General features: G+C 73.7%; 21 protein-coding genes and 1 tRNA gene. 12 read left to right on the top strand and 10 right to left on the bottom strand.

Annotated features, from left to right (window positions below; genetic code table 11):
* The first annotated feature begins 239 nt into the window (after window positions 1-239).
* Window positions 240-2,996, top strand: coding sequence for a SpoIIE family protein phosphatase (locus tag OG455_RS19715; RefSeq protein ID WP_266295524.1), 2,757 nt, complete (start codon window positions 240-242; stop codon window positions 2,994-2,996).
* Between the two features lie 32 nt (window positions 2,997-3,028).
* On the opposite strand, the gene OG455_RS19710 is transcribed toward OG455_RS19715, so the two are convergent.
* Together OG455_RS19710 and OG455_RS19705 are read right to left on the bottom strand one after the other, a co-directional pair.
* Window positions 3,029-3,676: a hypothetical protein gene (locus tag OG455_RS19710; RefSeq protein WP_266295522.1), complete on the bottom strand. Its 648-nt coding sequence runs from the start codon at window positions 3,674-3,676 to the stop codon at window positions 3,029-3,031.
* 338 nt (window positions 3,677-4,014) lie between these two features.
* Complete coding sequence (locus OG455_RS19705) at window positions 4,015-5,811, bottom strand: phosphatidylglycerol lysyltransferase domain-containing protein (protein WP_266300882.1); 1,797 nt, start codon at window positions 5,809-5,811, stop codon at window positions 4,015-4,017.
* 223 nt (window positions 5,812-6,034) lie between these two features.
* Between OG455_RS19705 and OG455_RS19700 the strand changes: the two genes are divergently transcribed.
* From OG455_RS19700 to OG455_RS19690, 3 genes are all read left to right on the top strand, one after another.
* Window positions 6,035-6,697, top strand: coding sequence for a response regulator transcription factor (locus tag OG455_RS19700; protein ID WP_266295520.1), 663 nt, complete (start codon window positions 6,035-6,037; stop codon window positions 6,695-6,697).
* Window positions 6,694-7,890 (top strand): sensor histidine kinase, encoded by a 1,197-nt coding sequence (locus OG455_RS19695; protein ID WP_266295518.1) that lies wholly within the window; start codon window positions 6,694-6,696, stop codon window positions 7,888-7,890. The genes OG455_RS19700 and OG455_RS19695 overlap by 4 nt, the downstream gene beginning before the upstream one ends.
* 188 nt (window positions 7,891-8,078) lie before the next feature.
* Window positions 8,079-8,324 (top strand): chaplin, encoded by a 246-nt coding sequence (locus OG455_RS19690; RefSeq protein WP_266295516.1) that lies wholly within the window; start codon window positions 8,079-8,081, stop codon window positions 8,322-8,324.
* A 24-nt stretch (window positions 8,325-8,348) separates the two neighbouring features.
* On the opposite strand, the gene OG455_RS19685 is transcribed toward OG455_RS19690, so the two are convergent.
* Entirely contained in the window at window positions 8,349-9,227 is an 879-nt protein-coding gene (locus OG455_RS19685; protein WP_266295514.1) for a hypothetical protein, read from the bottom strand.
* Between the two features lie 127 nt (window positions 9,228-9,354).
* Between OG455_RS19685 and OG455_RS19680 the strand changes: the two genes are divergently transcribed.
* The gene (locus OG455_RS19680; protein WP_266295512.1) at window positions 9,355-10,575 is read left to right on the top strand and encodes an MFS transporter; all 1,221 of its coding nucleotides are present in this window, start codon (window positions 9,355-9,357) and stop codon (window positions 10,573-10,575) included.
* Here the strand turns inward: OG455_RS19680 and OG455_RS19675 are convergent.
* The 3 genes from OG455_RS19675 to OG455_RS19665 all read right to left on the bottom strand — a co-directional run bounded on the left by OG455_RS19675 (window position 10,547) and on the right by OG455_RS19665 (window position 13,355).
* A complete protein-coding gene (locus tag OG455_RS19675; RefSeq protein ID WP_266295510.1) occupies window positions 10,547-11,284 on the bottom strand; it encodes an alpha/beta fold hydrolase in 738 nt (245 codons plus the stop codon). The two genes, OG455_RS19680 and OG455_RS19675, sit on opposite strands and share 29 nt — an antisense overlap.
* A 107-nt stretch (window positions 11,285-11,391) precedes the next feature.
* Window positions 11,392-12,708, bottom strand: coding sequence for a hypothetical protein (locus OG455_RS19670; protein WP_266295508.1), 1,317 nt, complete (start codon window positions 12,706-12,708; stop codon window positions 11,392-11,394).
* A gap of 155 nt (window positions 12,709-12,863) precedes the next feature.
* Window positions 12,864-13,355: a GNAT family N-acetyltransferase gene (locus tag OG455_RS19665; protein WP_266295506.1), complete on the bottom strand. Its 492-nt coding sequence runs from the start codon at window positions 13,353-13,355 to the stop codon at window positions 12,864-12,866.
* Window positions 13,356-13,537: 182 nt separating this feature from the next.
* On the opposite strand from OG455_RS19665, the gene OG455_RS19660 reads away from it, so the two are divergent.
* Window positions 13,538-13,915, top strand: coding sequence for a hypothetical protein (locus OG455_RS19660; RefSeq protein WP_266300881.1), 378 nt, complete (start codon window positions 13,538-13,540; stop codon window positions 13,913-13,915).
* Window positions 13,916-13,922: 7 nt separating this feature from the next.
* On the opposite strand, the gene crcB (OG455_RS19655) is transcribed toward OG455_RS19660, so the two are convergent.
* From crcB (OG455_RS19655) to crcB (OG455_RS19645), 3 genes are read right to left on the bottom strand one after another with little or no spacing between them, the layout of a single operon-like run.
* The gene (gene crcB, locus OG455_RS19655; RefSeq protein ID WP_266295504.1) at window positions 13,923-14,297 is read right to left on the bottom strand and encodes a fluoride efflux transporter CrcB; all 375 of its coding nucleotides are present in this window, start codon (window positions 14,295-14,297) and stop codon (window positions 13,923-13,925) included.
* Complete coding sequence (locus OG455_RS19650) at window positions 14,294-14,641, bottom strand: DUF190 domain-containing protein (protein WP_266295502.1); 348 nt, start codon at window positions 14,639-14,641, stop codon at window positions 14,294-14,296. Before OG455_RS19650 ends, crcB (OG455_RS19655) begins: the two co-directional genes overlap by 4 nt.
* A gap of 11 nt (window positions 14,642-14,652) precedes the next feature.
* Window positions 14,653-15,069 (bottom strand): fluoride efflux transporter CrcB, encoded by a 417-nt coding sequence (gene crcB / locus OG455_RS19645; RefSeq protein WP_266295500.1) that lies wholly within the window; start codon window positions 15,067-15,069, stop codon window positions 14,653-14,655.
* Between the two features lie 186 nt (window positions 15,070-15,255).
* Between crcB (OG455_RS19645) and OG455_RS19640 the strand changes: the two genes are divergently transcribed.
* Both OG455_RS19640 and OG455_RS19635 read left to right on the top strand, forming a co-directional pair.
* Entirely contained in the window at window positions 15,256-15,789 is a 534-nt protein-coding gene (locus OG455_RS19640) for a potassium channel family protein (protein WP_266295498.1), read from the top strand.
* A 31-nt stretch (window positions 15,790-15,820) separates the two neighbouring features.
* The gene (locus OG455_RS19635; RefSeq protein ID WP_266295496.1) at window positions 15,821-16,015 is read left to right on the top strand and encodes a hypothetical protein; all 195 of its coding nucleotides are present in this window, start codon (window positions 15,821-15,823) and stop codon (window positions 16,013-16,015) included.
* 135 nt (window positions 16,016-16,150) lie between these two features.
* Here OG455_RS19635 and OG455_RS19630 read toward each other — a convergent pair.
* Window positions 16,151-16,234, bottom strand: a tRNA-Leu gene (locus OG455_RS19630).
* Window positions 16,235-16,664: 430 nt separating this feature from the next.
* On the opposite strand from OG455_RS19630, the gene OG455_RS19625 reads away from it, so the two are divergent.
* From OG455_RS19625 to OG455_RS19610, 4 genes are all read left to right on the top strand, one after another.
* Window positions 16,665-17,543: a DUF3662 and FHA domain-containing protein gene (locus OG455_RS19625; protein ID WP_266295494.1), complete on the top strand. Its 879-nt coding sequence runs from the start codon at window positions 16,665-16,667 to the stop codon at window positions 17,541-17,543.
* Window positions 17,544-17,554: 11 nt separating this feature from the next.
* The gene (locus tag OG455_RS19620; RefSeq protein WP_266295492.1) at window positions 17,555-18,115 is read left to right on the top strand and encodes an FHA domain-containing protein; all 561 of its coding nucleotides are present in this window, start codon (window positions 17,555-17,557) and stop codon (window positions 18,113-18,115) included.
* Window positions 18,116-18,213: 98 nt separating this feature from the next.
* Entirely contained in the window at window positions 18,214-19,935 is a 1,722-nt protein-coding gene (locus OG455_RS19615) for a PP2C family serine/threonine-protein phosphatase (RefSeq protein ID WP_266295490.1), read from the top strand.
* A 145-nt stretch (window positions 19,936-20,080) separates the two neighbouring features.
* Entirely contained in the window at window positions 20,081-21,541 is a 1,461-nt protein-coding gene (locus tag OG455_RS19610) for a penicillin-binding protein 2 (RefSeq protein WP_266295488.1), read from the top strand.
* Window positions 21,542-21,701: the final 160 nt, after the last annotated feature.

Raw genomic sequence — 21,701 nt, 5'->3', positions numbered from 1 at the left:
CCCACCGCGCCGTCGAGCCTACCCGGGCCCGGTGGCCGCGCCGGGCGGACGAGCGGGGGCGGCGAAATCCGGCCACCGAACTCATGGACAGGGCGTGCGACAGGGCGCACGCTGGGTGACACGCAACTGATACTGACGAATCTGGCGGTTTCGGTACCGACCCGGGCCCGGTCCGTGCTTCGCTGGAGACGGCACAGGGGCCCAGCAGCGGCCGGACAGGCGGGAGCGAGACGGATCCCATGGCGGACGACCCGAACTCAACATCGGACACCTCGGCGGAGCAGCCCCGCGCCCTCGGCTCGGTCGTGGCGGCAGCGCCGACGGTCGAGGCCGAGCCCACCGAACAGCCCTCGGGCGTGGTGGCGATGGTGCGGCTGGCGGCCGTGCTGATCGACCCGGACGGCCGGATCGCGCTGTGGAACCGCGGCGCGGAGGAGCTCTTCGGCCACCGCACCGAGGTGGTCCAGGGCCGCACCGCCAGCGGGCTGCTGCCCGCCGTGGAGCCGCGCTCGCTCGCCGAGGCGCCGATGGCCGCCGGGCGCCGCTGCGACGCCTTCGACACCCTGGACGACCTGACCCGCACCGGTGCCTGGGCCGGGCTGATGCCGGCCACCGACCGCGAGGAGCGCTCCCGCTCGGTGCTCTGGTGGGCCTACCCGCTGGTCGAGCCGGACGGCCGCAGCCTGCTGGCGCTGGCCGCCGACGCCCGCCCGCTGCGCGCCCGCGGCCCGCGGATCGCGATCGGCCGCCGGCTGCTGCCGTACGCGGCGGCCGAGGGCGGCCAGGGCGACTTCCACCGGATCTCCGCCGCGCTGGGCCCCACCGCGCCCGGCGGGGCGGGTGCGCTCGCCCCGCTGCTGCCCCGGATCGGCGCGGCCCGGCTGCGGGTGATGCTGCGCCGGATCGCCGCCGCCGGGGCCCCCGCGCTCTGGGTGGACGCCGGCACCCGGCTGCCGGTGGTCCCCTACGAGCCGCTCTCCGCCGGCGTGGCGCAGCTGGCCGCCGGGCTCGGCCGCCGCTACCCGACCGCGCAGCAGCGCTCCGCCGCGGCCGGCGGCCAGCTCGGTCTGCGGGTGGTCCCCGAGCCGCGCCCCGCGGTGCGCCCGGAGCCGCGCGGCACGGCCACCGCCCCCGCCCCCGCCCTCTTCCCGGCCCCGCGCCCGGCCGCCCCGGGCACCGACCCGACCGAGGGAGCACCCCTGACGACCGATCAGCAACCCGGCACACCGCTCTGCCCCGCCCAACCCGCCACGTCCACCCTGCCCGCCCCGGCGCCCGGCGACCGCCCCCGGCTGACGGTCGACCAGCTGACCCCGCTGCTGACCAACGGCCAGGCCGGCGAGCAACTGGCCCTGCTCAACGAGGTCGGCGGCAAGGTCGGCACCACGCTCGACCTGGACACCACCGCCCGCGAGCTCTGCCAGGTGCTGGTCCCCCGGGTGGCCGACTTCGCCTGCGTCGACCTGCTGGACCGGCTGATCTCGGACGCCGAGCTGCCCGACGAGCAGCCGGACGACGACACCATGCTGCGCCGGGTGGCCCGCAGCTACCACGAGTCCTCCGGCACCTGGTCGCACGTGCTGGACGAGGGCGCGCTGCTGGCCATGCCGCGCAGCACTCCGCCGGGCATGGCGCTGCAGCGCAACCAGCCGGTGCTGGTCCCGGTCGTCGGCGAGGACCTCGCGGTGGACTACGCCGCCGCGCTCGGCGGCGGCCCGAGCCTGGTCCCGGTGGTCTCCGGCCGCTCGATGCTGGTGCTGCCGCTCTCCGCCCGCGGCACCGTGCTCGGCATCCTCAAGCTGCTGCGGCTGCCCGACCGCGCCCCGTTCGACGAGGCGGACGCGGCCACCCTGCGCGAGCTGGCCGCCCGGGCCGCCCTCTCGCTGGACAACGCCCGGCTGCACCGGGCCGAGTCCAAGATGGCCACCACCCTGCAGCGCTCGATGATCCCGACCCGCCCGCCGCAGATCCCCGGTGTCCAGATCGCCCACCGCTACCTGCCCGGCGACCGACGGGCCGAGGTCGGCGGCGACTGGTTCGACGCGATCCAGCTGCCCGGCAGCCGGGTGGCCCTGGTGGTCGGCGACGTGATGGGCCACGGCCTGCACTCGGCCGCCGCGATGGGCCGCTTCCGCACCGCGATGCAGACCCTGGCCGCGCTCGACCTGCCGCCCGGCCAGCTGCTGCGCCACCTGGACAACCTGGCCCAGAAGATCGGCGACGACCACCTGGCCACCTGCCTGTACGCGGTCTACGACCCGATCAACCGCACCTGCGAGCTGGCCAGCGCCGGCCATGTGCCGCCGGTGCTGGTGCACCCGGACGGCACGGGGGAGCTGCTGGAGATCCCGGCCGGCGCCCCGATCGGGGTGGGCGGGGTGCCGTTCGTGGCCAAGAAGATCGACGTGGTGGACGGCTCGATGCTGGTCATGTGCACCGACGGCCTGGTCGAGGTGCGCGGCGGTGACATAGGAGCCGGCCTGGCGGCGCTCTGCGGGAACCTGATCGACCCCAAGCGGACGCCCGACGAGGCCTGCGACACGGTGCTGGACCGGCTGCACTCGGAGGACCGCAAGGACGACGTGGCGCTGCTGGTGGCCCGCTTCGACGGGGTGGCCGAGACCGAGGTGGCCACCTGGACACTGGCCGTCGACAAGGCCGAGGTGCGCCGGGCCCGCCGGCTGGTCCGCGACCAGCTGGCCGCCTGGCAGCTGACCGCGCTCAGCGACACCACCGAGCTGCTGGTCAGCGAGCTGGTCACCAACGCGGTCCGGGTGGCCAGGGACTACGTCCAGTTGCAGCTGATCCGGGTGGACAAGCTGCTGGTCGAGGTCAGCGACGACAACCACAACCTGCCCTCGCTGGAGCCCGCCGAGGAGATGGACGAGAACGGGCGCGGCCTCAACATGGTGAGCAAGCTCGCCGAGCGCTGGGGCACCGCCCGCAAGGCGGTCGGCAAGGTGGTCTGGTTCGAGCAGCCGCTGCCGCGCGGCTGAGCGCCGCGCGGCTGCTCGACCGGTGGGGCGGGTTACGCGGTGCGCTGGCGCTCGGTGCTGATCAGCCGGGCCGCGCGGACCCCGCTGAGCACCCGCGACCAGTAGCTGCCGAAGACCTCGCCGGTCGCGGCGATCAGCACGGCGGTGGCGATCGCCACCATGTGCTCCTGGCCGGCCAGGTTCGGCACCACCACGGCCTCGCCGAGCATGGCCCCCAGCACGACCGCCCCGGTGAACCACGCCCTGGTCTTCCAGGCGATGCAGATCGCCAGCGCCACCACGGCCGCCGACGGGCCGGTGTCGCGCATGTGCGCGACCGCGCCGGGGAAGCCGAAGAGGTGGTCGGGGCCCAGGCTCACGCCGATCCGCGCGTAGATCGTGCCGGCCAGCGTGCAGGCGTAGGCGATCAGCAGCGTCGTCCGGCGGCCCAGCACGATCTCGGCGATCCCGAAGACCAGCAGGACCTGGGCCAGCGCCCCCCAGACCGGCAGGTCCAGCGCCGGCACGTAGAGCGACAGCGGAGTGCGCAGCAGCGACACGTCGAGCGGCAGCGCGGCCTTGACCACGCCGATCCGGGTGACGAATGCCTCGCCGCCCGGCAGGTGCTGAACAATGCTGAACAGGAGGATCAGGAACGTCGCGACAACCGCCAGCGGAACGGATGCGAACCTCTTGCGCACCACATGATCCCGGACGCTGCCGAACAATGTTCCCCACTCGGCGACGACGGCCCGGCGCAGCAGCGCCCCCCGCCCTTGTCGCTCGTCCCCCGTGTGGGTCCTCTGGTCCACGACTGCCTCTCTTCTCGGTTTTCCTCTTGCTCCAGCCTAGGTAAGTGCAACAGGTTCCGCTTCGGTCTTCATACCCATTTTCGACTCATCCTCAGGTGGGATATCGCACTGGGGTATCTCGGGGATCTCAGGGCCCCGACCCCGAGAGGACCACATCGCGCTAAAGCTTCCCCTGAGGACGGACCTGCCGAAATGCGGTCGGGCACCCTCCGCCCCCCGGCGGAGGGTCACCCCTTCCCGTCGCCTTCCGCCGTGGGCAGCGCCGGGCCCGCGCCGGTGGCGGCGGACCGGGTGTGCCGGCGACGGAAGAGCGAGGGGAGGCTCGGTGCGGTGATGAAGCCCTCGGCCCGAGCACTGGCGATCCCGATCCGCGGGATCTCGCTGCTCTTCTCGAAGAGCAGGTAGCGCGGCTCCCAGATCGGCCGGTACTTCGCGTTGGCCCGGTACAGCGACTCGATCTGCCACCAGCGGGAGAAGAAGCCCAGCACCGCGCGCCACAGCCGCAGCACCGGCCCGGCCCCCAGGCGCGAGCCGCGCTCGAAGACCGAGCGGAACATGGCGAAGTTCAGCGAGACCCGCTTCAGGTCGAGCTCGCCGGCGCCCTTCTCCAGCAGCTCGATCACCATGAACTCGATCAGGCCGTTCTCGGTCTCCCGGTCCCGGCGCATCAGGTCGAGCGAGAGCCCGTTGGGGCCCCAGGGCACGAAGCTCAGCAGCGCCCGCGGCTCACCCTGGCCGTCGTAGCACTCCAGCATCACGCAGCGCCCGTCGGCCGGGTCGCCGAGCCGGCCCAGCGCCATCGAGAAGCCGCGCTCGGTCTGCCCGTCGCGCCAGCGGTCGGCCTTGTCGAGCAGCTCGGCCATCTCGGCCTCGGGGATGTCCTCGTGCCGCCGCACCCGCACCGTGTAGCCGGCCCGCTTGACCCGGTTGTAGGCCTGTCGGACCACCCGCATCGCCCGGCCGTCCAGCGAGAACTCGTCCAGCTCGACGATCGCCTCGTCGCCCAGCTCCAGGGCGTCCAGGCCGTGCCGGGCGTAGATCACCCCGGCCTCCTCGGAGGCGCCCATCACGGCCGGCGCCCAGGCGTGCTCGCGGGCCTCGGCGAGCCAGGCGTCGATCGCGCCCGGCCAGGCCTCCGGGTCGCCGATCGGGTCGCCCGAGGCCAGCGAGACCCCGCCGATCACCCGGTAGGTGACCGCCGCCTTGCCGGTCGGCGAGAAGATCACCGCCTTGTCCCGGCGCAGCGCGAAGTAGCCCAGCGAGTCCCGCTCGCCCTGCTTCTCCAGCAGGGCGCGCAGCTTCTCCTCGTCCGCGGGGTTGAGCAGTTCCTTGCCGCGCGGGCTGCGGAAGGCGACGTAGAGCACCAGCAGGAAGAGCACCGCGCCCATCGCGTTGATGAAGGCGTTCAACCAGTTGGGGACGTCGATCATGTCCAGCACCCGGTCCGAGGGCGTCACCGTGACCATCCGGGCCACCGCGTAGCCGAACTCGTCGCCGAAGTCCGCGCCGGAGAGCCGGTTGAAGAAGCCGACCAGGACCGCCCCGACCACGCCGCCCAGCACCAGCCCGCCGACGAAGGTGGCCACCGCCGTCAGCGGGTTGGACCGGTCGCCCTTGGAGGTGAACTCCTTGCGCCCGACCACCAGGCAGAGCATGAACAGGCCGGTCAGCACGGTGGAGACGTAGTTGAAGGGGTGCTCGCTGTAGTGGTCGGTGCCCGGGATGCTGAGCGCGAGCACGTAGAGCAGGAAGAAGAACCCGCCCAGCACGAAGTTGAAGATCCAGGCCGCCCGCTTGCGGCGGCGCATCGCCACCGCGAGGAAGATCGACAGCACCGCGCTGGCCAGGCCCGCCGTCATCAGGTAGGTGGTGAAGTACTGGCCCTCGGAGTGGTGGCGCACCGTGTCGCGGAACGGCGTCAGCACCACCGCCACCAGGTTGACCAGCGCGATCAGCCGCAGGTACCAGACCGTCCCGGCGGCGGCGTACGGGCGCAGCCGGGCAAGGACCCCGGACCGGCGCACGGCCGCGGCGGCCGGTGACGGCTGCTTGGTGGTGGACACAGCTTCATTCCAAACGATCGGATCAGCGGGCGCATCCGCACTGCTGGTGGGGTGTCATCCATCGTGACGCAGCCCGCGGCGCATCCGCGTGAACCGGCCAGCCGATTCCCACCCCGCCGTTCGGCGGGGGTGAGAACCGTCGGAAGCCATAGGCTCGTCCCCGAGCAAGGAGTGAGGAGGGTTCGTGACAGCGATCCGCGTGCTGATCGTGGACGACGAGCTGCTGGTCCGCTCGGGTCTGGGAATGATCGTCGGTTCGGCGCCCGACCTGGAGCTGGTCGGGGGCTGCAGCGGCGGCGAGGCCGAGGAACAGGTGAAGCGGCTGCGGCCGCACGTGGTGCTGCTGGACGTGCGGATGCCCGATCTGGACGGCATCTCGGTGCTGCGCCGGCTGCGTGCGCTGCCCGACCCGCCGGCCGTCTCGATGCTCACCACCTTCGACACCGACGAGTACATCGGCACCGCGCTGCGGGCCGGGGCGGCCGGCTTCCTGCTCAAGGACACCGCCCCCGAGCAGCTGGTGCACGCGGTGCGGATCCTGGCGGCCGGCGGCAGCATGCTCTCGCCCGCGGTGACCCGCACGGTGATCGGCGGCTACGTGGAGAGCGGCGGCCCGGACTCCGGCGCGCTCGCCCTGGTCCGGCTGCTGACCGGCCGCGAGCTGGACGTGCTGGCGCTGCTCGGTGAGGGCCTGGCCAACGCCGAGATCGCCGAGCGGCTCTTCCTGGGCACCGGCACGGTCAAGGACCACATCAGCGCGATCCTCGGCAAGCTCGGCGTGGCCAACCGGGTGCAGGCGGCCGTGATCGCGCACCGCGCCGGGCTGGTCCGGCCCGGCGGCCCGTGATCCCGCTCCTCTGGCGGCGGCCGATCGGGGCGACGGCCCGGCGCCGCCTGGCGCTGCTGCTGCCCGTCGCCTACGCGCTGCTGGAGAGCTGGCTGCTGGACCGGGACACCGTCTGGTGGAAGAACGCGCTGAACGGCGTGGCCGCGCTGGGCCTGCTGCTGCGGCTGCGCTGGCCGGTCCTCGCCATGGGGCTGGCGCTGCCCGGCACCTTCTTCACCGAGAGCTGGCTGGCCCCGATCACCGCGCTCTACTCGGTGGCCGCCGACCGGCGCCGGTTGCCGGTGCCGGTGCTCTGCGCCGTGGCCTTCGCGCTCTGCGACTACTTCACCTGGTCGGTCTCCGGGCAGAGCTCGGGCCTGGACCCGCTCGCACTCACCCAGGGCAACGGCCTGGCGATGATGCAGTCACTGCTGCTGGGCACCGCTCCGGTGGCGCTGGGCATGCTGGCCCGCACCCGGCGGGAGCTGACCCTGCGGCTGGAGCAGCTCACCCTGGGGCAGCGGCGCGAGGCCCGGCTGCTGGCCGAGCGGGTGCTGGCCACCGAGCGGGCCCGGCTCGCCCGGGAGATGCACGACGTGGTCTCGCACCAGGTGAGCCTGATCAGCGTGCAGGCCGGCGGACTGCAGGTGTCCACCACCGATCCGGCCGCCGAGCGGACCGCGCGCACCATCCGCGAGCTGTCCGTGCGCACCCTGCAGGAGCTGCGGCAGATGGTCGGGGTGCTGCGCGCGGCGGGCGGCGCCGCCCTGCCGGCGACCGGCGAGCCCGGACCGCCGCAGGCACCGCAGCCCCGGCTGGCCGACCTGCCCCGGCTGATCGAGGACAGCGGCCTGGTCGCGGCGGACGGGCCCGGCGGCGTGGTCGAGCTCGCCGCGGGCGAGCGGGCCTGGCCGGAGGCGGTCCAGCGGGCCGCCTACCGCACCGTGCAGGAGGCGCTGACCAACATCAGCAAGCACGCGCCCGGCGCCGCGGTGCGGATCTCGGTCACCGCGCGGGCCGGGCGGCTGCTGGTGGAGGTGCGCAACGGTCCGGCACCCAGCCGCCCGGCGGCCGCCGCCCCGCTGCCCGGGGGCGGGCACGGCCTGGTCGGCCTGCGCGAGCGGGCCCAGCTGCTGGGCGGGCAGCTGACCGCGGGACCCACCAGGGACCGGGGGTTCGTGGTGCGCGCGGAGCTGCCGGACGGGCGCGGGTAGGGCCGGACGAGTGCGGTTATCAGGCCGGTTGCTGCGCCGTGCGGGTGACTGCGGGTGACTTGCCGGTGGCGTAACCGTTCGCGGGGCGATCGAGCCCGAAGAGTGGCCAAGGGACACTTTCGGGCATCGCTGATCGGAAGTGCTCCCGTCTGCCCCCTGTTCTATCCCGGCAAGGAATGGAGACACCCATGAAGGACTTCCGCAGGGCCCTCGGCCTGGCCTGCGCCGCCGGTGCGCTGGTGCTCGGCGGCGCCGGTGCCGCCTCGGCCGACAACTCCGCCACCGCGACCGGTGTGGCGGTCGGCTCGCCCGGAATCCTGTCCGGCAACGTGATCCAGGTTCCGGTCAACATCCCGGTCAACATCTGCGGCAACAGCATCGGCGTGATCAGCGCCCTCAACCCGGCCTTCGGGAACGAGTGCACCAACGGCTGACACCGCCGCCACGGCCGGCCCCGCCTACCCGGCGGGGCCGGCCGTTCGCGTTCCCGCCCCCGCCACCCGCACCGCGCCCGCGGCACCCGCAGCGCCGGCGGCCCGTGCCGGCCGCAGCCGGCGCAGGGTCCAGCCGCGACCGGCCGGGTCCAGCTCGCGGGTCGCGGCGGTGAAGATCTCGGCGGCCCTGCGGTAGGAGAGCCGCCCGCGCCCGGTCAGCGGGCAACGGTCGGCCGCCGGGACGGAACGCGCCGCCCGACGGTCGGTCAGCAGCAGCGGCCCGCCGGCGCGGCTGACCAGCAGCAGCGGCAGCAGCCGCGCGGTGCCCGCCCCCCAGCGCAGACCGGCCGCCCGGCCCCGGCCACGCCGCCCCGAGACGTCGATCTGGTCGACGTCCAGTGCCAGCACCCGCTCGATCGCGGCCCCCGACTCGTGCACCAGGTGCCAGCAGACCTGGTCGCGCAGCGGCGCGGGCAGCGCCAGCACGGCGGCGACCTGTGCGGCCGTCAGCGCCTCGGCGTGCCGCTCGCCCGGCAGCGGCCGCGGCAGCAGGCCGACGGTCGGATCGGTCCGCAGCCAGCCCCGCGCCCGCCACCAGCCGACGGCACCGCGCAGCGCGGAGAGCTCCCGGTTCGCGGTGCGCCCCGCGGCCGCCCGCCCGGCCAGGTGCGTGCGCAGCCGCTCGGAGGCGCCCGGGTCGTCCAGCAGCGCCAGCGGCAGCACCGGTGGCGCCGCCCGGCGCCGCCCGTCCCCGGTGGGCGCGGGACGGTCGGCCAGCGCCCAGGCCCAGGTGGCCAGCGCGATCCGGTAGACGCGGCGGGAGTCGTCGCCGAGCCGCGCGGCCGTCAGATAGTGCTCGACGGCAACCGCGTACTCCACTGGTTCCCGCAGTAAATCACTCACTCTGATCTCCCCTGTTTCCGCAGCTCAGACCGTATTTACTGCGCCATTTCCAATGTACCGAAGAATTGACTGCGAATCACTCAATTCTGCTTGCCGGCGGACACTGCTGACGGGCAGTCTGCTCTGCATGACGACCGCTCTCCACGGGCGCCGCGGGCTGCTGCGCGCTTTTCCGGAAGACCGTGATTTCCGCCGCTTCTTTCCCGGCTACGCCGTCTCGCTCTTCGGCACCGCGATGGCGCCGGTGGCCCTCGCCTTCGCGGTGCTGCGCGGTCCTGGCGGCGCCGGTGCGCTCAGCTGGGTGCTGGCGGCCCGCACCTGTGCGACGGTGCTGGTCCTGCTGGCCGGCGGGGTGGCCGCCGACCGCCTGGGCAGCCGCCGGGTGATGCTCGGTGCCGATCTGGTGCGCTTCCTCTCCCAGGGCACCTTCGCCGTCCTGCTGCTGACCGGCCGGCCACCGCTCTGGACGATGCTGATGCTGGTCTGTGTCGGCGGCGCGAGCGAGGCGGTGTTCAACCCGGCGCTGACCGCGCTGATCCCCCGGCTCACACCGCCCGAGCGGCTGGCCGAGGCCAACGCCCTGCTCACCCTGGCCGGCTCCGTGGCCGGGGTGGCCGGTCCCGCGCTGGCCGGACTGCTCACCGCCGCCGCGGGGCCCGGCGCGGTGCTCGCGCTGGACGCGGCCAGCTTCGGGATCAGCGTGTTGATGCTGGCCCGGGTGACGGTGCGACTGCCGGTCGGTGCGCCGGGCCCCTCACTGCTGGCCGACCTGCGCGCGGGCTGGTGGGAGTTCCGCTCGCGCACCTGGCTCTGGGCCACCTGCGTGCACTTCGGGCTGTTCAACCTCCTGGTCTGGGCCCCCTTCCTGGTGCTCGGCCCGGCCACCGCCGCGCAGCGCCTGGGCGGGGCGCGCTCCTGGGGCCTGGTGCTGGCCGCCTACGGGGCCGGCTCGGTGCTCGCCGCGCTCGCCCTGCTCGGCCGCCGCCCCCGCCGTCCGGTCCTGGTGGCCACCACCGTCACGGTCGGCTTCGCACTGCCCTCGGCGCTCCTGGCGCTGGGTGCCGCGCTGCCCTGGGTCTGCCTGGGCGCGGCGGTGGCCGGGGTGGCGTCGGCGGTCAACGGCACCCTGTTCGGCACCGCCGAGCAGCGCCTGATCCCGCCCGAGGCGCGCGCCAGGGTCGCCGCCTACGGCAGCCTGGGCGCCTTCGCACTCGGCCCGCTCGGCCTGGCCGCCGCCGGCCCGGCGGCCGCGCTGTTGGGCAGCCGGACGGTCTTCGGCTTCGGCGCGCTCTGGCTGCTGGGCGCCACCGCCGTGGTGCTCACCGTGCCGTCGGTGCGCCGCAACTGAGGGCCCGCCGGCCGCCGGGCAGCGCGATCCGCAGGCCGCCTCGGTCCGTCCCGGTCAGTTCGAGGGCGGCGGCCACCTCGGCGGGCGGCTCGCCGATGCCGAGCAGCGCGGCGCTCAGCCGGGCGGCGGCCAGGTGCCAGTCGCGCGAGCGGCGCAGCATCGCGTGGTCGCCGCCGGCCACCTCCAGGCCGGCCACCGCCGCCCCGGCCGCCCGGGCCCGGGCGGCGAGGTCCCGGGTCGCGGCGGGGTCGGTGACCCGGTCGCGGTCCCCGTGCAGGGTCACCAGGGTCCGGCCGGCCAGTTGCTCGGCCGGGTCCTCGGGCGGGCACCAAGGGGCCAGCGCGACCACCCCGGTGACCGCATGGTGCCCGGCGCAGCGCAGCGCCGCCCGCCCGCCCATCGAGTGACCCAGCAGCACCACCGGCACCGGACCGAACTCGGCGGCCACCGCGTCCAGCGCCGCCACCACGTCCTGGGCCGCGTCCGCCCGCTCGCCGTTCCAGCCCCGGTAGCGGTAGCGCACCAGGCCCACCGCCGTCCCGCCCCGCGCCGTGGCCCTGGCCAGCGGCGCGACGAAACCGTTCATCCGCACCGCCGCCGGCTGCCAGGGCCGGGCCGGCGCCCTGCTGGCCACCTGCCCACCGTGCAGCACCAGCACCACCCCGCGCACCCCGCCCGGCCGCACCCGCCACCGCACCACGCCCGCCACGCGCACCGCTCCCTCCGTCCACCATCCGGTGGAACCAGTCTCCGGCACGCCGAAGGCCGGCCGGCACGACCCTGGAGGTCACGCCGACCGGCCTTCCGGTGTGCTGGTCAGTGCCGGGCGGCCCGGCGGCGGGTCGCCGCCAGGATGCCCACACCCGCGGCGAGCACCACGGCACCGCCCACCGCGTAGGTCACCGTGCCGTTGGCACCGGTGAACGCCAGCTCACCCGAGGCCGCTCCCCGCGAGGTGGCGGCCGAGGGCTTGGCGGAGATGACGGCCGCCGGCTTGGCGGTGGCGGTGGCCGCCGGCGCGGTCGAGGCCGGAGCACTCGGCGCGGCGGCGGCCTGGGTCGGCGCCGCGGCGGAGGTGCTGGGCGCCGCGGCGGGCGCGGCGTTCACCGTGAAGGTGCCGCTGCTGTCGCTGAACGGCCGGCTGAACGGTTCAGCGTCGGAGTAGACGCCGTAGCGGCTGTCCAGCTTCACCATGGTCGTCTTCAGCGCCGGGTCCGCCTTGAAGGTGAGCTTCAGCGTGGTGTCACCGGGCGACAGCAGGCAGTCCATCAGCCAGGTGTCCTCCACCGTGGGGCTGTGCTGGTCGCCCACCGGCAGGGTGCGGCAGCTCGCACCGTTGTCAGCGGTGGCGGAGAGCAGGTCCAGCCCTGGCGGCAGGTCGAGCTCCTCCTTCTGCGAAGGGTTCCAGCTCTGCCCGGAGGTACCGTCCTCGGCCCGGACCACCACCTCCGGGTGGTCGGCGGCGTGCACCTTGACCGTCTGCACCGCGGTCTGACCGGCCGTGAAGTCGGCGAGCTGGAAGGTGCTCCCGCCCTGCGCGGCCCGCTCCTTCGACTCCACCTCGTACGCCTGGTCACCGGTCTGGAACTTCTGGCCGCCCTGCTGGTCCGCCTGGACCTGGGCGAGCGTGGTGTCACCGTGCGGGACCAGGGTCTGGGTCAGCACGAAGGCCGTCCGGTCCGCGGTGGCGGCGGTGGTGTTGACGGTCACCGTGGCACTGGACCCGACGACGTTGCCGGGCAGGGCGGCCCCTGACGGGGTCGGCTTGGCCATGTCGCAGATGAACGCGGCGGCCTGAGCGGGAGCCGTCCCCGGCACGGCCGGGGCACAGGTGCCGCTGGGGAAGGTCAGCGATACCCCCTGGGGCAGTGCCGGGTCCTGGCCGAGGACCGACCGCACGGTCACCAGGACGTTGGCTTCGATCGGGGCTGCGCCCTTGCCGCCCACCCAGATCGACGTTTCCGGCGCGGCACCGGGCGCGATCACAACGGGCCGGTTGCCCGGCTCCGGCGCCCACTGCTGCAACGTCAGGCTACCGAAGTCGTCGGCCTGGGCGGCCACTCCGAGGGCGAGCTGCAGCGAGGCGAGGCCGAGTGCGGCCACACCGACCGCCGCCGTACGAGCGAGCTTCACGAAACCATCCAGCGTGCGATCCGGCCCTGTGCGGCCGCGTCAGCGCGGGAGGCCGTCCCCCCGGCGCCGATCACCCTAGCCACCGGGCAGAGCCCCTCCGCATACGGAGGCGAATCGTGATGCTTTCGAGACCGACATCTGATTTTGACTCCGTCTCAGCCCACCTGGTCGCCGGGAGCCATGTCGTAGGTGAGGAACGGGACCCTGGTGGCGACCTGGTCGTACTTCGACCTGGCCCGGTAGTTGTCCTCCGCGGTGATCCACCGCACGGTGTTCCAGCCGCGCTCCGCCGCGATCCGCCGCAACCCGGCGAAGAGCGCGTCGACCGCGCCGCTGCCCCGGGCGTGCGGCGCGACGAAGAGATCGTCCAGGAACCCTCCGACCGCGCCGCGCAGCGGCCTGGCGAACGGACGGTAGTGCGCCAGGCCCACCGGTCGGCCGGCTCCGTCGACCACCACCAGGCACTCCACCTCGTGCGCCGGGTCGTGGATCCAGCCCCAGACCAGCTCGGCGTGCTCGTCGGTGACCGGCACCCGGTAGAACTCGCCGTAGCCGCCGAAGAGCTCTCGCCAGTCGGCGAAGTCGGCGGCGGCGGCCGGGCGGACCGCCCAGGCCGGTCGGTCCGCGGGCTGCGGGACGGTGGTCATGAGGCGGCTCCTTCGCTCGGATCGGTCACATCCGATCCATGATCGCTCAGAACTGCCGTGCGGGATCGGCATTTTTGATCAACAGGACCGCAATACCGTTCAGTGGACCGATCGCCACCGCTCCTCTCCCTACCCTCGGAGAGGTGTCTCGGGAGTACCCGAACGATCCCTGGGAGGTAGCGGTGGTCGGTGTGGAGCTTGCCCTCAAGGAGGCGCTGGCGATCGAGGGAGCGCTCGGCGCCGCCCTGGTCGACCTCGGCAGCGGGATGGCCCTGGGCACCCTGGGCCACGCGGCCGACCTCGACCTGGCCCTCGCGGCGGCGGGCAGCACGGACGTGGTCCGGGCCACCCTGCGCGCGGCGGAGCTGCAGGCGCAGCCGGGTGGCGGGGCGATGGAGGACATCCTCACGACGCTGACCCGCCAGTACCACCTGATCCGCCCGCTCAGCGGCCCCGGCGGCCAGGGCCTCTTCCTCTACCTGGTGCTGGACCGGTCCCGGGCCAACCTCGCGCTGGCCCGCCATCACACCCGCCGGATCGAGGCCGATCTGGCCCTCTGACCGACCCTCACCCGAACAGGTGCGCCAGCACCGCCCCCAGGTAGGCGGCGCCCAGCCCGGCCGCCAGCGAGAGGCCGACGTTGGCCGCCGCGAACCGCCGCGCCCCGCTCTCCGCCAGCCGCAGCGTCTCGTAGCTGAACGTCGAGTAGGTGGTCAGCGCCCCGCAGAAGCCGGTGCCGACCAGCAACTGCCACTGCTGGGAGGCGGCCCCGGCCAGCACCACGCCGGTCACCAGGCCCAGCACCACCGTGCCGAACAGGTTCACCGCGAAGGTCCCCCAGGGGAAGACCGAGTCGTGCCTGGCCTGCACCGCACGGTCGGTCAGGTACCGGGCCGGCGCCCCGACCAGCGCGCCGAGCGCGACCAGCAGGTATCCGTTCACCGGCCGGACTCCCCGAACCGCACCACCTCGACCGGCTCCAACGTCACCAGTCCCCGGTTCACCAGCCCGGCCAGCCTCGGCAGGAACGCCCGCACCCGCTCCTCCTCGTCCACGATCACCACGGCCACCGGCAGGTCCTCACTCATCGACAGCAGCCGCGCCGAGTGCACCGTCCGGGACGCCCCGAAGCCCTCCACCCCGTGGAAGACCGAGGCCCCGGCCAGTCCCGCCGCGTGCGCGCGGTGCACGATCTCGGTGGCCAGCGGGCGGTGGTGCCAGGTGTCGCCGTCCCCGACCAGCACTGTCAGCCGCAGCGCCGGCCCGCTCATCTCCAGCCCGCTCATCTCCGGCCCGCTCACCACAGCCGCCCGCCGCGGGCCAGCGCCCAGCGAGCCACCCCGGCGCCGCCGGCCACCGCCACCATCGCCGCCGCCAGGGTGAGCGCCAGGTAGCCGATGGCCGTGCCCGCCTCGCCCCTGGTTAGCAGCCGCTGGATGTCCACGCAGTAGGTGGAGAAGGTGGTGAAGCCACCCAGCACCCCGGTCCCGAAGAACGGGCGGACCAGCCGGTGCGCCGGACGCCCCTCGGTGATCGCCACCAGGAAGACCCCGATCACCAGGCAGCCCAGCACGTTGATCAGCAGGGTGGTCCACGGGAAGGTCCCGGGCACGGTCGGCCACAGCCGCCCGGCCTCGTAGCGGGCCTCGGCGCCGAGCACGCCGCCGACCGCGACCACCGCGACCGCGTCCAGGGCGAAGGTCCGCCCGCTCATGACCCCGCGCTCCACCGGGCCGGCCGGCGGGCCCCGTCCCGGGCGGCCGTGCCGGGCCTCCAAGGGCGGACGAAGGCGGCGAAGGCATGGGCTTCCATACGCCCAACCTACCGCCGCCCCCCACCGCGCTCCCCCGGACGGCCCAGCCGGGGAGCCCCGGCCCCGGCCCGCACCCAGGCTGGTCCCATGGACAAGCCACCGCCCCGCTCCCTGCTGTGGCCATGGCTGCTGCTGACCGGTGGCCCGACCCTGCTGATCACCGCCTACTTCACCGTGCCGCTGGGCAGCTTCGGCCCCCATCACCCGGCTCTCAGCTGGACCGTCTTCGGTGTGCTGCTGATGCTGCTGGCCGGGCTGCTCCTCTACGAGGTCCAGTCGATCCTGCTGGAGTCGCAGCGCGGCCTGCCGGCACTGACCATCCCGCTGCTGGCCGTCACCGCCCTGCTGGTCTTCGCGGGCTGCTACCTGGTCCTGGCCCAGCACCCCGGCGAGTTCGCGGGCCTGAACACCCGGATCGACGCGCTCTACTTCACCATCACCACCGTGGCGACCGTCGGCTACGGCGACATCGTGCCGGTCAGCCAGACCGCCCGGGTCATCGTGATGACGCAGATCCTCTACACCCTGGTCTTCCTGACCGCCGGCGCCACCGCGGTCGGCCAGCGGCTGCGCGGGCGGCTGGGCGAGCGGGCCCGCCGGCGCCGCGGCGGAAGCGGTTGAGCTTTCCCCCGAGCGAGGCGATGCTGGACGGGTGACCGGCATCTTCGACGAGGAGTTGCGCGAGCAGCTGGCCCTGGCCCGCCAGGCCCTGGCCCAGGCTCGCGCCGACGGCGATCTCGACGGCGTCCAGGCCTACCAGGGCCGGGTCGCCGGGCTGCTCAGGACCGCCGCCAAGCACGGCATCACCGTCGAGCACACCGAGGAGGAGGAACGCGGCGAGAGCTGAGGCACCGCCCACCGCGAGCGCCCACCGTGAGCGCCCGGCGCGATCGCCTCCACGCGGCGGCCTCGGGGAACCGGAGAAACAGAAAGGGCCCCACCTCGATGACTTGCGTCATCCCGGTGGGACCCTGTCCTACTGTGCGCGAGGGGGGAGTTGAACCCCCACGCCCTTTCGGGCACTGGAACCTGAATCCAGCGCGTCTGCCTATTCCGCCACCCGCGCAAGGTGATGAAGAAGATGCTAACCGATCGCCCGACTGAGGTCGAATCGGTTTGGACCCGCTTCGCTTCCCACTCGGCCGGCTTCGGCTCCCTCTCGGGCGCCCCTTCCGACATGGAAAACATTAGCACGCCCCACGGGGTACCTACGAATCCATTCCCGCCCCCGGCCTGCACACCTGTCGCCCGGCCGCCACTCGAACGACCGGGCGAACGGGTGAGCCAGGGGTGAGCGGGCCGTCCCGCGGGTACCTGTCGTTGCGCCAGGACCACCGGGGCGGCCAGGGTGTGCGCAAGCACACCCCCGTCCACGGGGCGGCCGGGGAACCGTACAGCTGGCCAAGGCGTGGATACGATCAGTACGGAAGTACCGCGATCGGGCCCGCGCCGGGCCCGACCCGAGCAGCCGAGAACCCTTTGGAAGGGGGTGCCCCGTGGGAGTCATGAAGAAGTTCGAGCAACGACTCGAGGGTCTCGTGAACGGCACCTTCGCCAAGGTGTTCAAGTCCGAGGTCCAGCCCGTGGAGATCGCCGGCGCCCTGCAGCGCGAGTGCGACAACAACGCCACCATCTGGAACCGCGACCGCACCGTGGTGCCGAACGACTTCATCGTCGAACTCAGCCCGCACGACTACGAACGGCTCAGCCCCTACGCGGGCCAGCTCGGCCAGGAGCTCTCCGGCATGGTGCTGGAGTACGCCGAGGCGCAGCGCTACAGCTTCCTCGGCCCGCTGCAGGTGAACCTGGAGCGGGCGGACGACCTGGACACCGGGCTGTACCGGGTGCGCAGCCGCACCCTGGCCGGCGAGAACGCCGACCCCGCCCCGGCGCCGCCCGCACCCGCGCAGCCCGGCTACGGCCGCCCGCCGGCCGAGGCGCCCGTGGCTCCCGCCGCCCCGTGGCAGCAGAGCGCCGGCCCGACGTACGCCGGTGCGCCGCCGGCGCCGAACTCCCCCCCGGCGGTGCCGCCGGCCCCGCCGACCGCCGCTCCGGGCAACGTGCGCCAGTTCCCCGGCTCGGGCGGCGGCGCGGGCGCCCGGCGCTGGATCGAGGTCAACGGCACCCGCCACCAGATCACCGGCAGCGCCTGCGTGCTGGGCCGCTCCACCGAGGCGGACGTGCGGATCGACGACCCCGGGGTCTCCCGCAAGCACGCCGAGATCCGCCCCGGCAACCCGGCCATGGTGCTCGACCTGGGGTCCACCAACGGCATCGTGGTGGACGGGCAGCACACCCAGCGCGCTACGCTCCGCGACGGCTCGCGGATCGTCGTGGGCTCCACGACGATCATCTACCGACAGGTCGAAGGGTAGGGCGAGCTCCGGTGTCCGAACTGACTCTGACAGTCCTCCGGCTGGGTTTCCTGGCCGTGCTGTGGCTGTTCGTCATCGTCGCGGTCCAAGTGATCCGCAGCGATCTGTTCGGCGCCAGGCCAGGCAGCAGGACCGGGCGGCGCGGCGCCCGCGCCGCCGCTGCCACCGCCACCGCGGCCCCCACCCCGACCCCGGTCGGTGCCCCACCGCGCCAGCAGACCGGCGCCCCGCGGGAGGCCACCCAGGGTGGCCAGCGCGGCCGGCGCCCCGGGCCCGCCGCGCCGACCCAGCTGGTCGTGGTCGAGGGCGCGCTGGCCGGCACCACGGTCGCCCTGCAGGGGCAGGTCATCAGCCTCGGACGGGCCCACGACTCCACCATCGTGCTGGACGACGACTACGCCTCCTCGCGCCATGCCAGGATCTATCCCGACCAGACTGGGCAGTGGACCGTGGAGGATCTAGGCTCCACCAACGGCACGTATCTCGACCGGCAGCGGCTGACCACGCCGATGCCACTGCAGGTGGGAGTGCCGATCCGTATCGGCAGGACCGTCATCGAACTGCGGAAGTAGTAGCGCATGAGGGACAGCACCCCGTCCAAGACCAGCCGGGACGGCAGCGTGACGGCTGCCGCTGCCCTGCGCGAGGCCCAGAGGGGGGCACGCACCGTATGAGCCTCGTGCTGCGTTTCGCCGCCGGTTCCCACAAGGGCCTGATCCGGGAGGGGAACGAGGACTCCGGTTACGCCGGTCCCCGGCTGCTCGCCGTGGCCGACGGCATGGGTGGCGCGGCGGCCGGTGAGGTCGCCTCCTCCGAGGCGCTCAGTTCGATCATCTCGCTGGACGACTCCGACCCCGACGCCGACCTGCTGACCCTGCTCAACGACGCCGTGCAGGCCGCCAACGAGCGGCTGCGCGTGATGGTCGAGCAGGACCCGCAGCTGGAGGGCATGGGCTGCACCCTCACCGCGCTGCTCTGGACCGGCGAGCGGATGGGCCTGGTGCACGTCGGCGACTCCCGCGCCTACCTGCTGCGGGACGGCTCGCTGTCCCAGATCACCCAGGACCACACCTGGGTACAGCGCCTGGTCGACGAGGGCCGGATCACCGCCGAGGAAGCCGAGACGCACCCGCAGCGCTCGCTGTTGATGCGCGCGCTGGACGGCCGCGGCCAGGTCGAGCCCGACCTGTCGATCCGCGAGGTCCGGGCCGGCGACCGCTACCTGATCTGCTCCGACGGCCTGTCCGGGCCGGTCAGCCACCAGACCCTGGAAGAGACGCTGGGGAGCTTCTACGCCCCCGAGCCGACCATCCAGGAGCTGATCCAGCTCGCCCTGCGCGGCGGCGGCCCCGACAACATCACCTGCATCGTGGCCGACGTGCTCGACGTGGGCCCCAGCGACACCCTCAGCGGGCAGTTCGCCAGCACGCCCGTGGTGGTCGGCGCGGTGGCCGAGGGCCCGCACGGCACCGCCGTGGACAACCTGATCATCGACACCCCGGCCGGCCGCGCCGCCGGCCTGGGCCGCCAGCAGCCGCAGGCCGGCGCCTTCGGACCGCCCGACGCCTACCCGAACGCGGCCGGCGGCTTCGGCCCGGCCGAGGGCTACGGCGAGGGCTACCCCGAGGGCTACGGCGAGGGCTACGGCGAGGAGTACGGCCAGGCCCACCAGGAGGGCTACGGCCACCCGCAGGACGGCTACGACGCCGCGCGGCAGGCCGAGGGCCACCCCGAGGGCTACGGCAGCGCGCCTGGCGGCCCCGGCGGCCAGTACGACGCCCAGGGCTACCGCGCCGTGGACCACCGGTCGGCCGACCAGCCGAAGAAGCGCCGCGGGCTGCGGCGCGCGGCGATCGGCGTGCTGGCCCTGGGCCTGGTCGGCGGCGCGCTGTACGCCGGCTACCAGTGGACCCAGGGCCAGTACTACGTGGGCGAGCACGACGGCCATGTCGCCGTCTACCAGGGCCTCGACCAGAGCCTCGCCGGGCTGGACCTCTCCTCCGTACGGCAGGACTTCCCGGACGCCGCGCTCAGCGACCTGCCCGCGGACCAGCAGAGCCAGCTGCGCAGCACCGTCTCGGCCGGCAGCCTGGACGCCGCCACTCAGCGGGCCAAGACCTACGAGGCCCAGGCCACGGTCTGCCGCAAGGTCAAGCAGCCCGGCACCGCCACCACGGCGACCAGCGCCGCCTTCGAGACCACGCCGCGGACCGCGCCCAAGGCCGCCGCCTCCCCGGCCACCGCCAGCCCCGCGCCGACCGCGCCGCCCACCGCGCAGTCCAGCCCGAGCACGGCCCCGCAGACCACCCCCTCGCCCGCCGCCCCCACCACCCCGAGCGGGCCGCCCCCGCTCACCCCGGACGAGCAGCAACTGGCCAAGAACTGCTCCTGAGGCCGGTGGCCGACGGTTCCGGGGCAGGGGCCGGCCGGCCCCTGCCCCGGAACCGACCCGGGCGGTCGGTGCGTGAGCGTTTGTGCGGTTGAATGACTCCGCCGCGCCTTGCGCAGTGCACACCGAGGAGGGGACCCGAGTCTCAATGAACCAGCCCATTCGACGGGTCTCCGTCTTCTGCATGGTCCTGATCTTCGCGCTGCTGCTGCGCACCAACTGGATCCAGGCCGTGGCGGCCGACTCCTACGCGGACAACCCGCACAACATCCGCAGCATCCTCGACGAGTACTCCTATCCGCGCGGCAACATCACCACCGCCGACGGACAGCCGATGACCCAGTCGAACCTCACCACCGCGTTCGAGTACAAGTACAAGACCAGCTGGACCAACGGCCCGCTGTACGCCCCGGTCACCGGCTACTCCTCGCAGGTGTACAAATCCAACGGCCTGGAGTCGCTGGAGGACGGCATCCTCTCCGGCACCGATGACCGCCTCTTCTTCGGCGACACCTGGGATTCGCTGACGGGTAAGAAGAAGCAGGGCGGCGACGTGGTCACCACGATCAACTCCAAGGCCCAGCAGGCCGCCTTCCAGGGGCTGGGCGACAAGAAGGGCGCCGCGATCGCGATCGACCCGCGCACCGGCGCGATCCTGGCCCTGGTCTCCACCCCCTCCTACGACCCGGGGACCTTCGCCGGCAGCAGCACCGCCGACAGCAAGGCCTGGACGAGCCTGAACGCCGACCAGAACGAGCCGATGCTGGACCGGGCGCTGCGGCAGACCTACCCGCCGGGCTCGACCTTCAAGATCGTCACCGCCGCCACCGCGTTCGAGACCGGCAAGTACCAGAACCCGAGCGACCAGACCGACACCCCGGACCAGTACGTCCTGCCGGGGACCAACACGGTGCTGCACAACGACAGCGACAGCGAGCCGTGCGGCCAGGCGACCCTGATCGACGCCTTCGCGATCTCCTGCAACACCGTCTACGGCAAGCTCGGCGCCGACCTGGGCGAGTCCAAGCTGCTCGCCCAGGCGAGCAAGTTCGGCTTCAACGCCACCGTCGACACCCCGATCCGCTCGGCGGCCAGCACCTTCCCCAGCGACTCCACCCCCGACGGCACCGCGATGGACGCCATCGGCCAGCACAACACCGCCGCCACCCCGCTGCAGATGTGCATGGTGGCCGCCGCGGTCGCCAACAACGGCAAGCTGATGCAGCCGTACCTGGTGGACCAGGAGAAGTCCGGCAGCGGCAGCGTCGTCTCCAAGCACACCGAGAAGGAGATGGACCAGGCCGTCAGCCCGGCCACCGCCCAGAAGCTCCAGCAGATGATGGTCGCCGTGGTGCAGAACGGCACCGGCAAGGCGGCGCAGATCCCCGGTGTCGAGGTCGGCGGCAAGACCGGCACCGCCCAGCACGGCACCGACAACAAGGGCCTGCCGTTCGCCTGGTTCGTCTCCTACGCCAAGGTCGGCAACGACATCCCGGTCGCGGTGGCCGTCGTGGTCGAGGACGGCGCCGCGCAGAGCGACGAGATCAGCGGCGGCAGCATCGCGGCGCCGATCGCCAAGTCGATCATGCAGGCGGTGGTCGGCCACTGATCGGATGACCCGGGCACCTTCGGGGCGTCGTGGGCCATACTGGGCGATCGGATACCGGTCTGGTCTCAGCTGCCGGGCGTGTCGAGTTGTCCAGGCGGCGACCGGTAGCGTATCCGCCAGCGGCGGGTGTGCCCGCGGCTCGGCGCCCCGGTCCACCGGG

Origin of the sequence: Kitasatospora sp. NBC_01287 (genome assembly GCF_026340565.1) — a bacterium.
Taxonomy (GTDB): Bacteria; Actinomycetota; Actinomycetes; order Streptomycetales; family Streptomycetaceae; genus Kitasatospora.
The sequence above is the reverse complement of the archived record's forward strand: the minus strand, read 5'-3'. Positions and strand labels throughout refer to the sequence as shown.

Excerpts from the sequence above, each read along its gene's own strand:
- OG455_RS19715 (WP_266295524.1), top strand. The coding sequence starts at position 240 with ATGGCGGACGACCCGAACTCAACATCGGACACCTCGGCGGAGCAGCCC.
- OG455_RS19690 (WP_266295516.1), top strand. The coding sequence starts at position 8,079 with ATGAAGGACTTCCGCAGGGCCCTCGGCCTGGCCTGCGCCGCCGGTGCG.
- OG455_RS19680 (WP_266295512.1), top strand. The coding sequence starts at position 9,355 with ATGACGACCGCTCTCCACGGGCGCCGCGGGCTGCTGCGCGCTTTTCCG.
- OG455_RS19665 (WP_266295506.1), bottom strand. The coding sequence starts at position 13,355 with ATGACCACCGTCCCGCAGCCCGCGGACCGACCGGCCTGGGCGGTCCGC.
- OG455_RS19650 (WP_266295502.1), bottom strand. The coding sequence starts at position 14,641 with ATGAGCGGGCTGGAGATGAGCGGGCCGGCGCTGCGGCTGACAGTGCTG.
- crcB (WP_266295500.1), bottom strand. The coding sequence starts at position 15,069 with ATGAGCGGGCGGACCTTCGCCCTGGACGCGGTCGCGGTGGTCGCGGTC.
- OG455_RS19640 (WP_266295498.1), top strand. The coding sequence starts at position 15,256 with ATGGACAAGCCACCGCCCCGCTCCCTGCTGTGGCCATGGCTGCTGCTG.
- OG455_RS19615 (WP_266295490.1), top strand. The coding sequence starts at position 18,214 with ATGAGCCTCGTGCTGCGTTTCGCCGCCGGTTCCCACAAGGGCCTGATC.
- OG455_RS19610 (WP_266295488.1), top strand. The coding sequence starts at position 20,081 with ATGAACCAGCCCATTCGACGGGTCTCCGTCTTCTGCATGGTCCTGATC.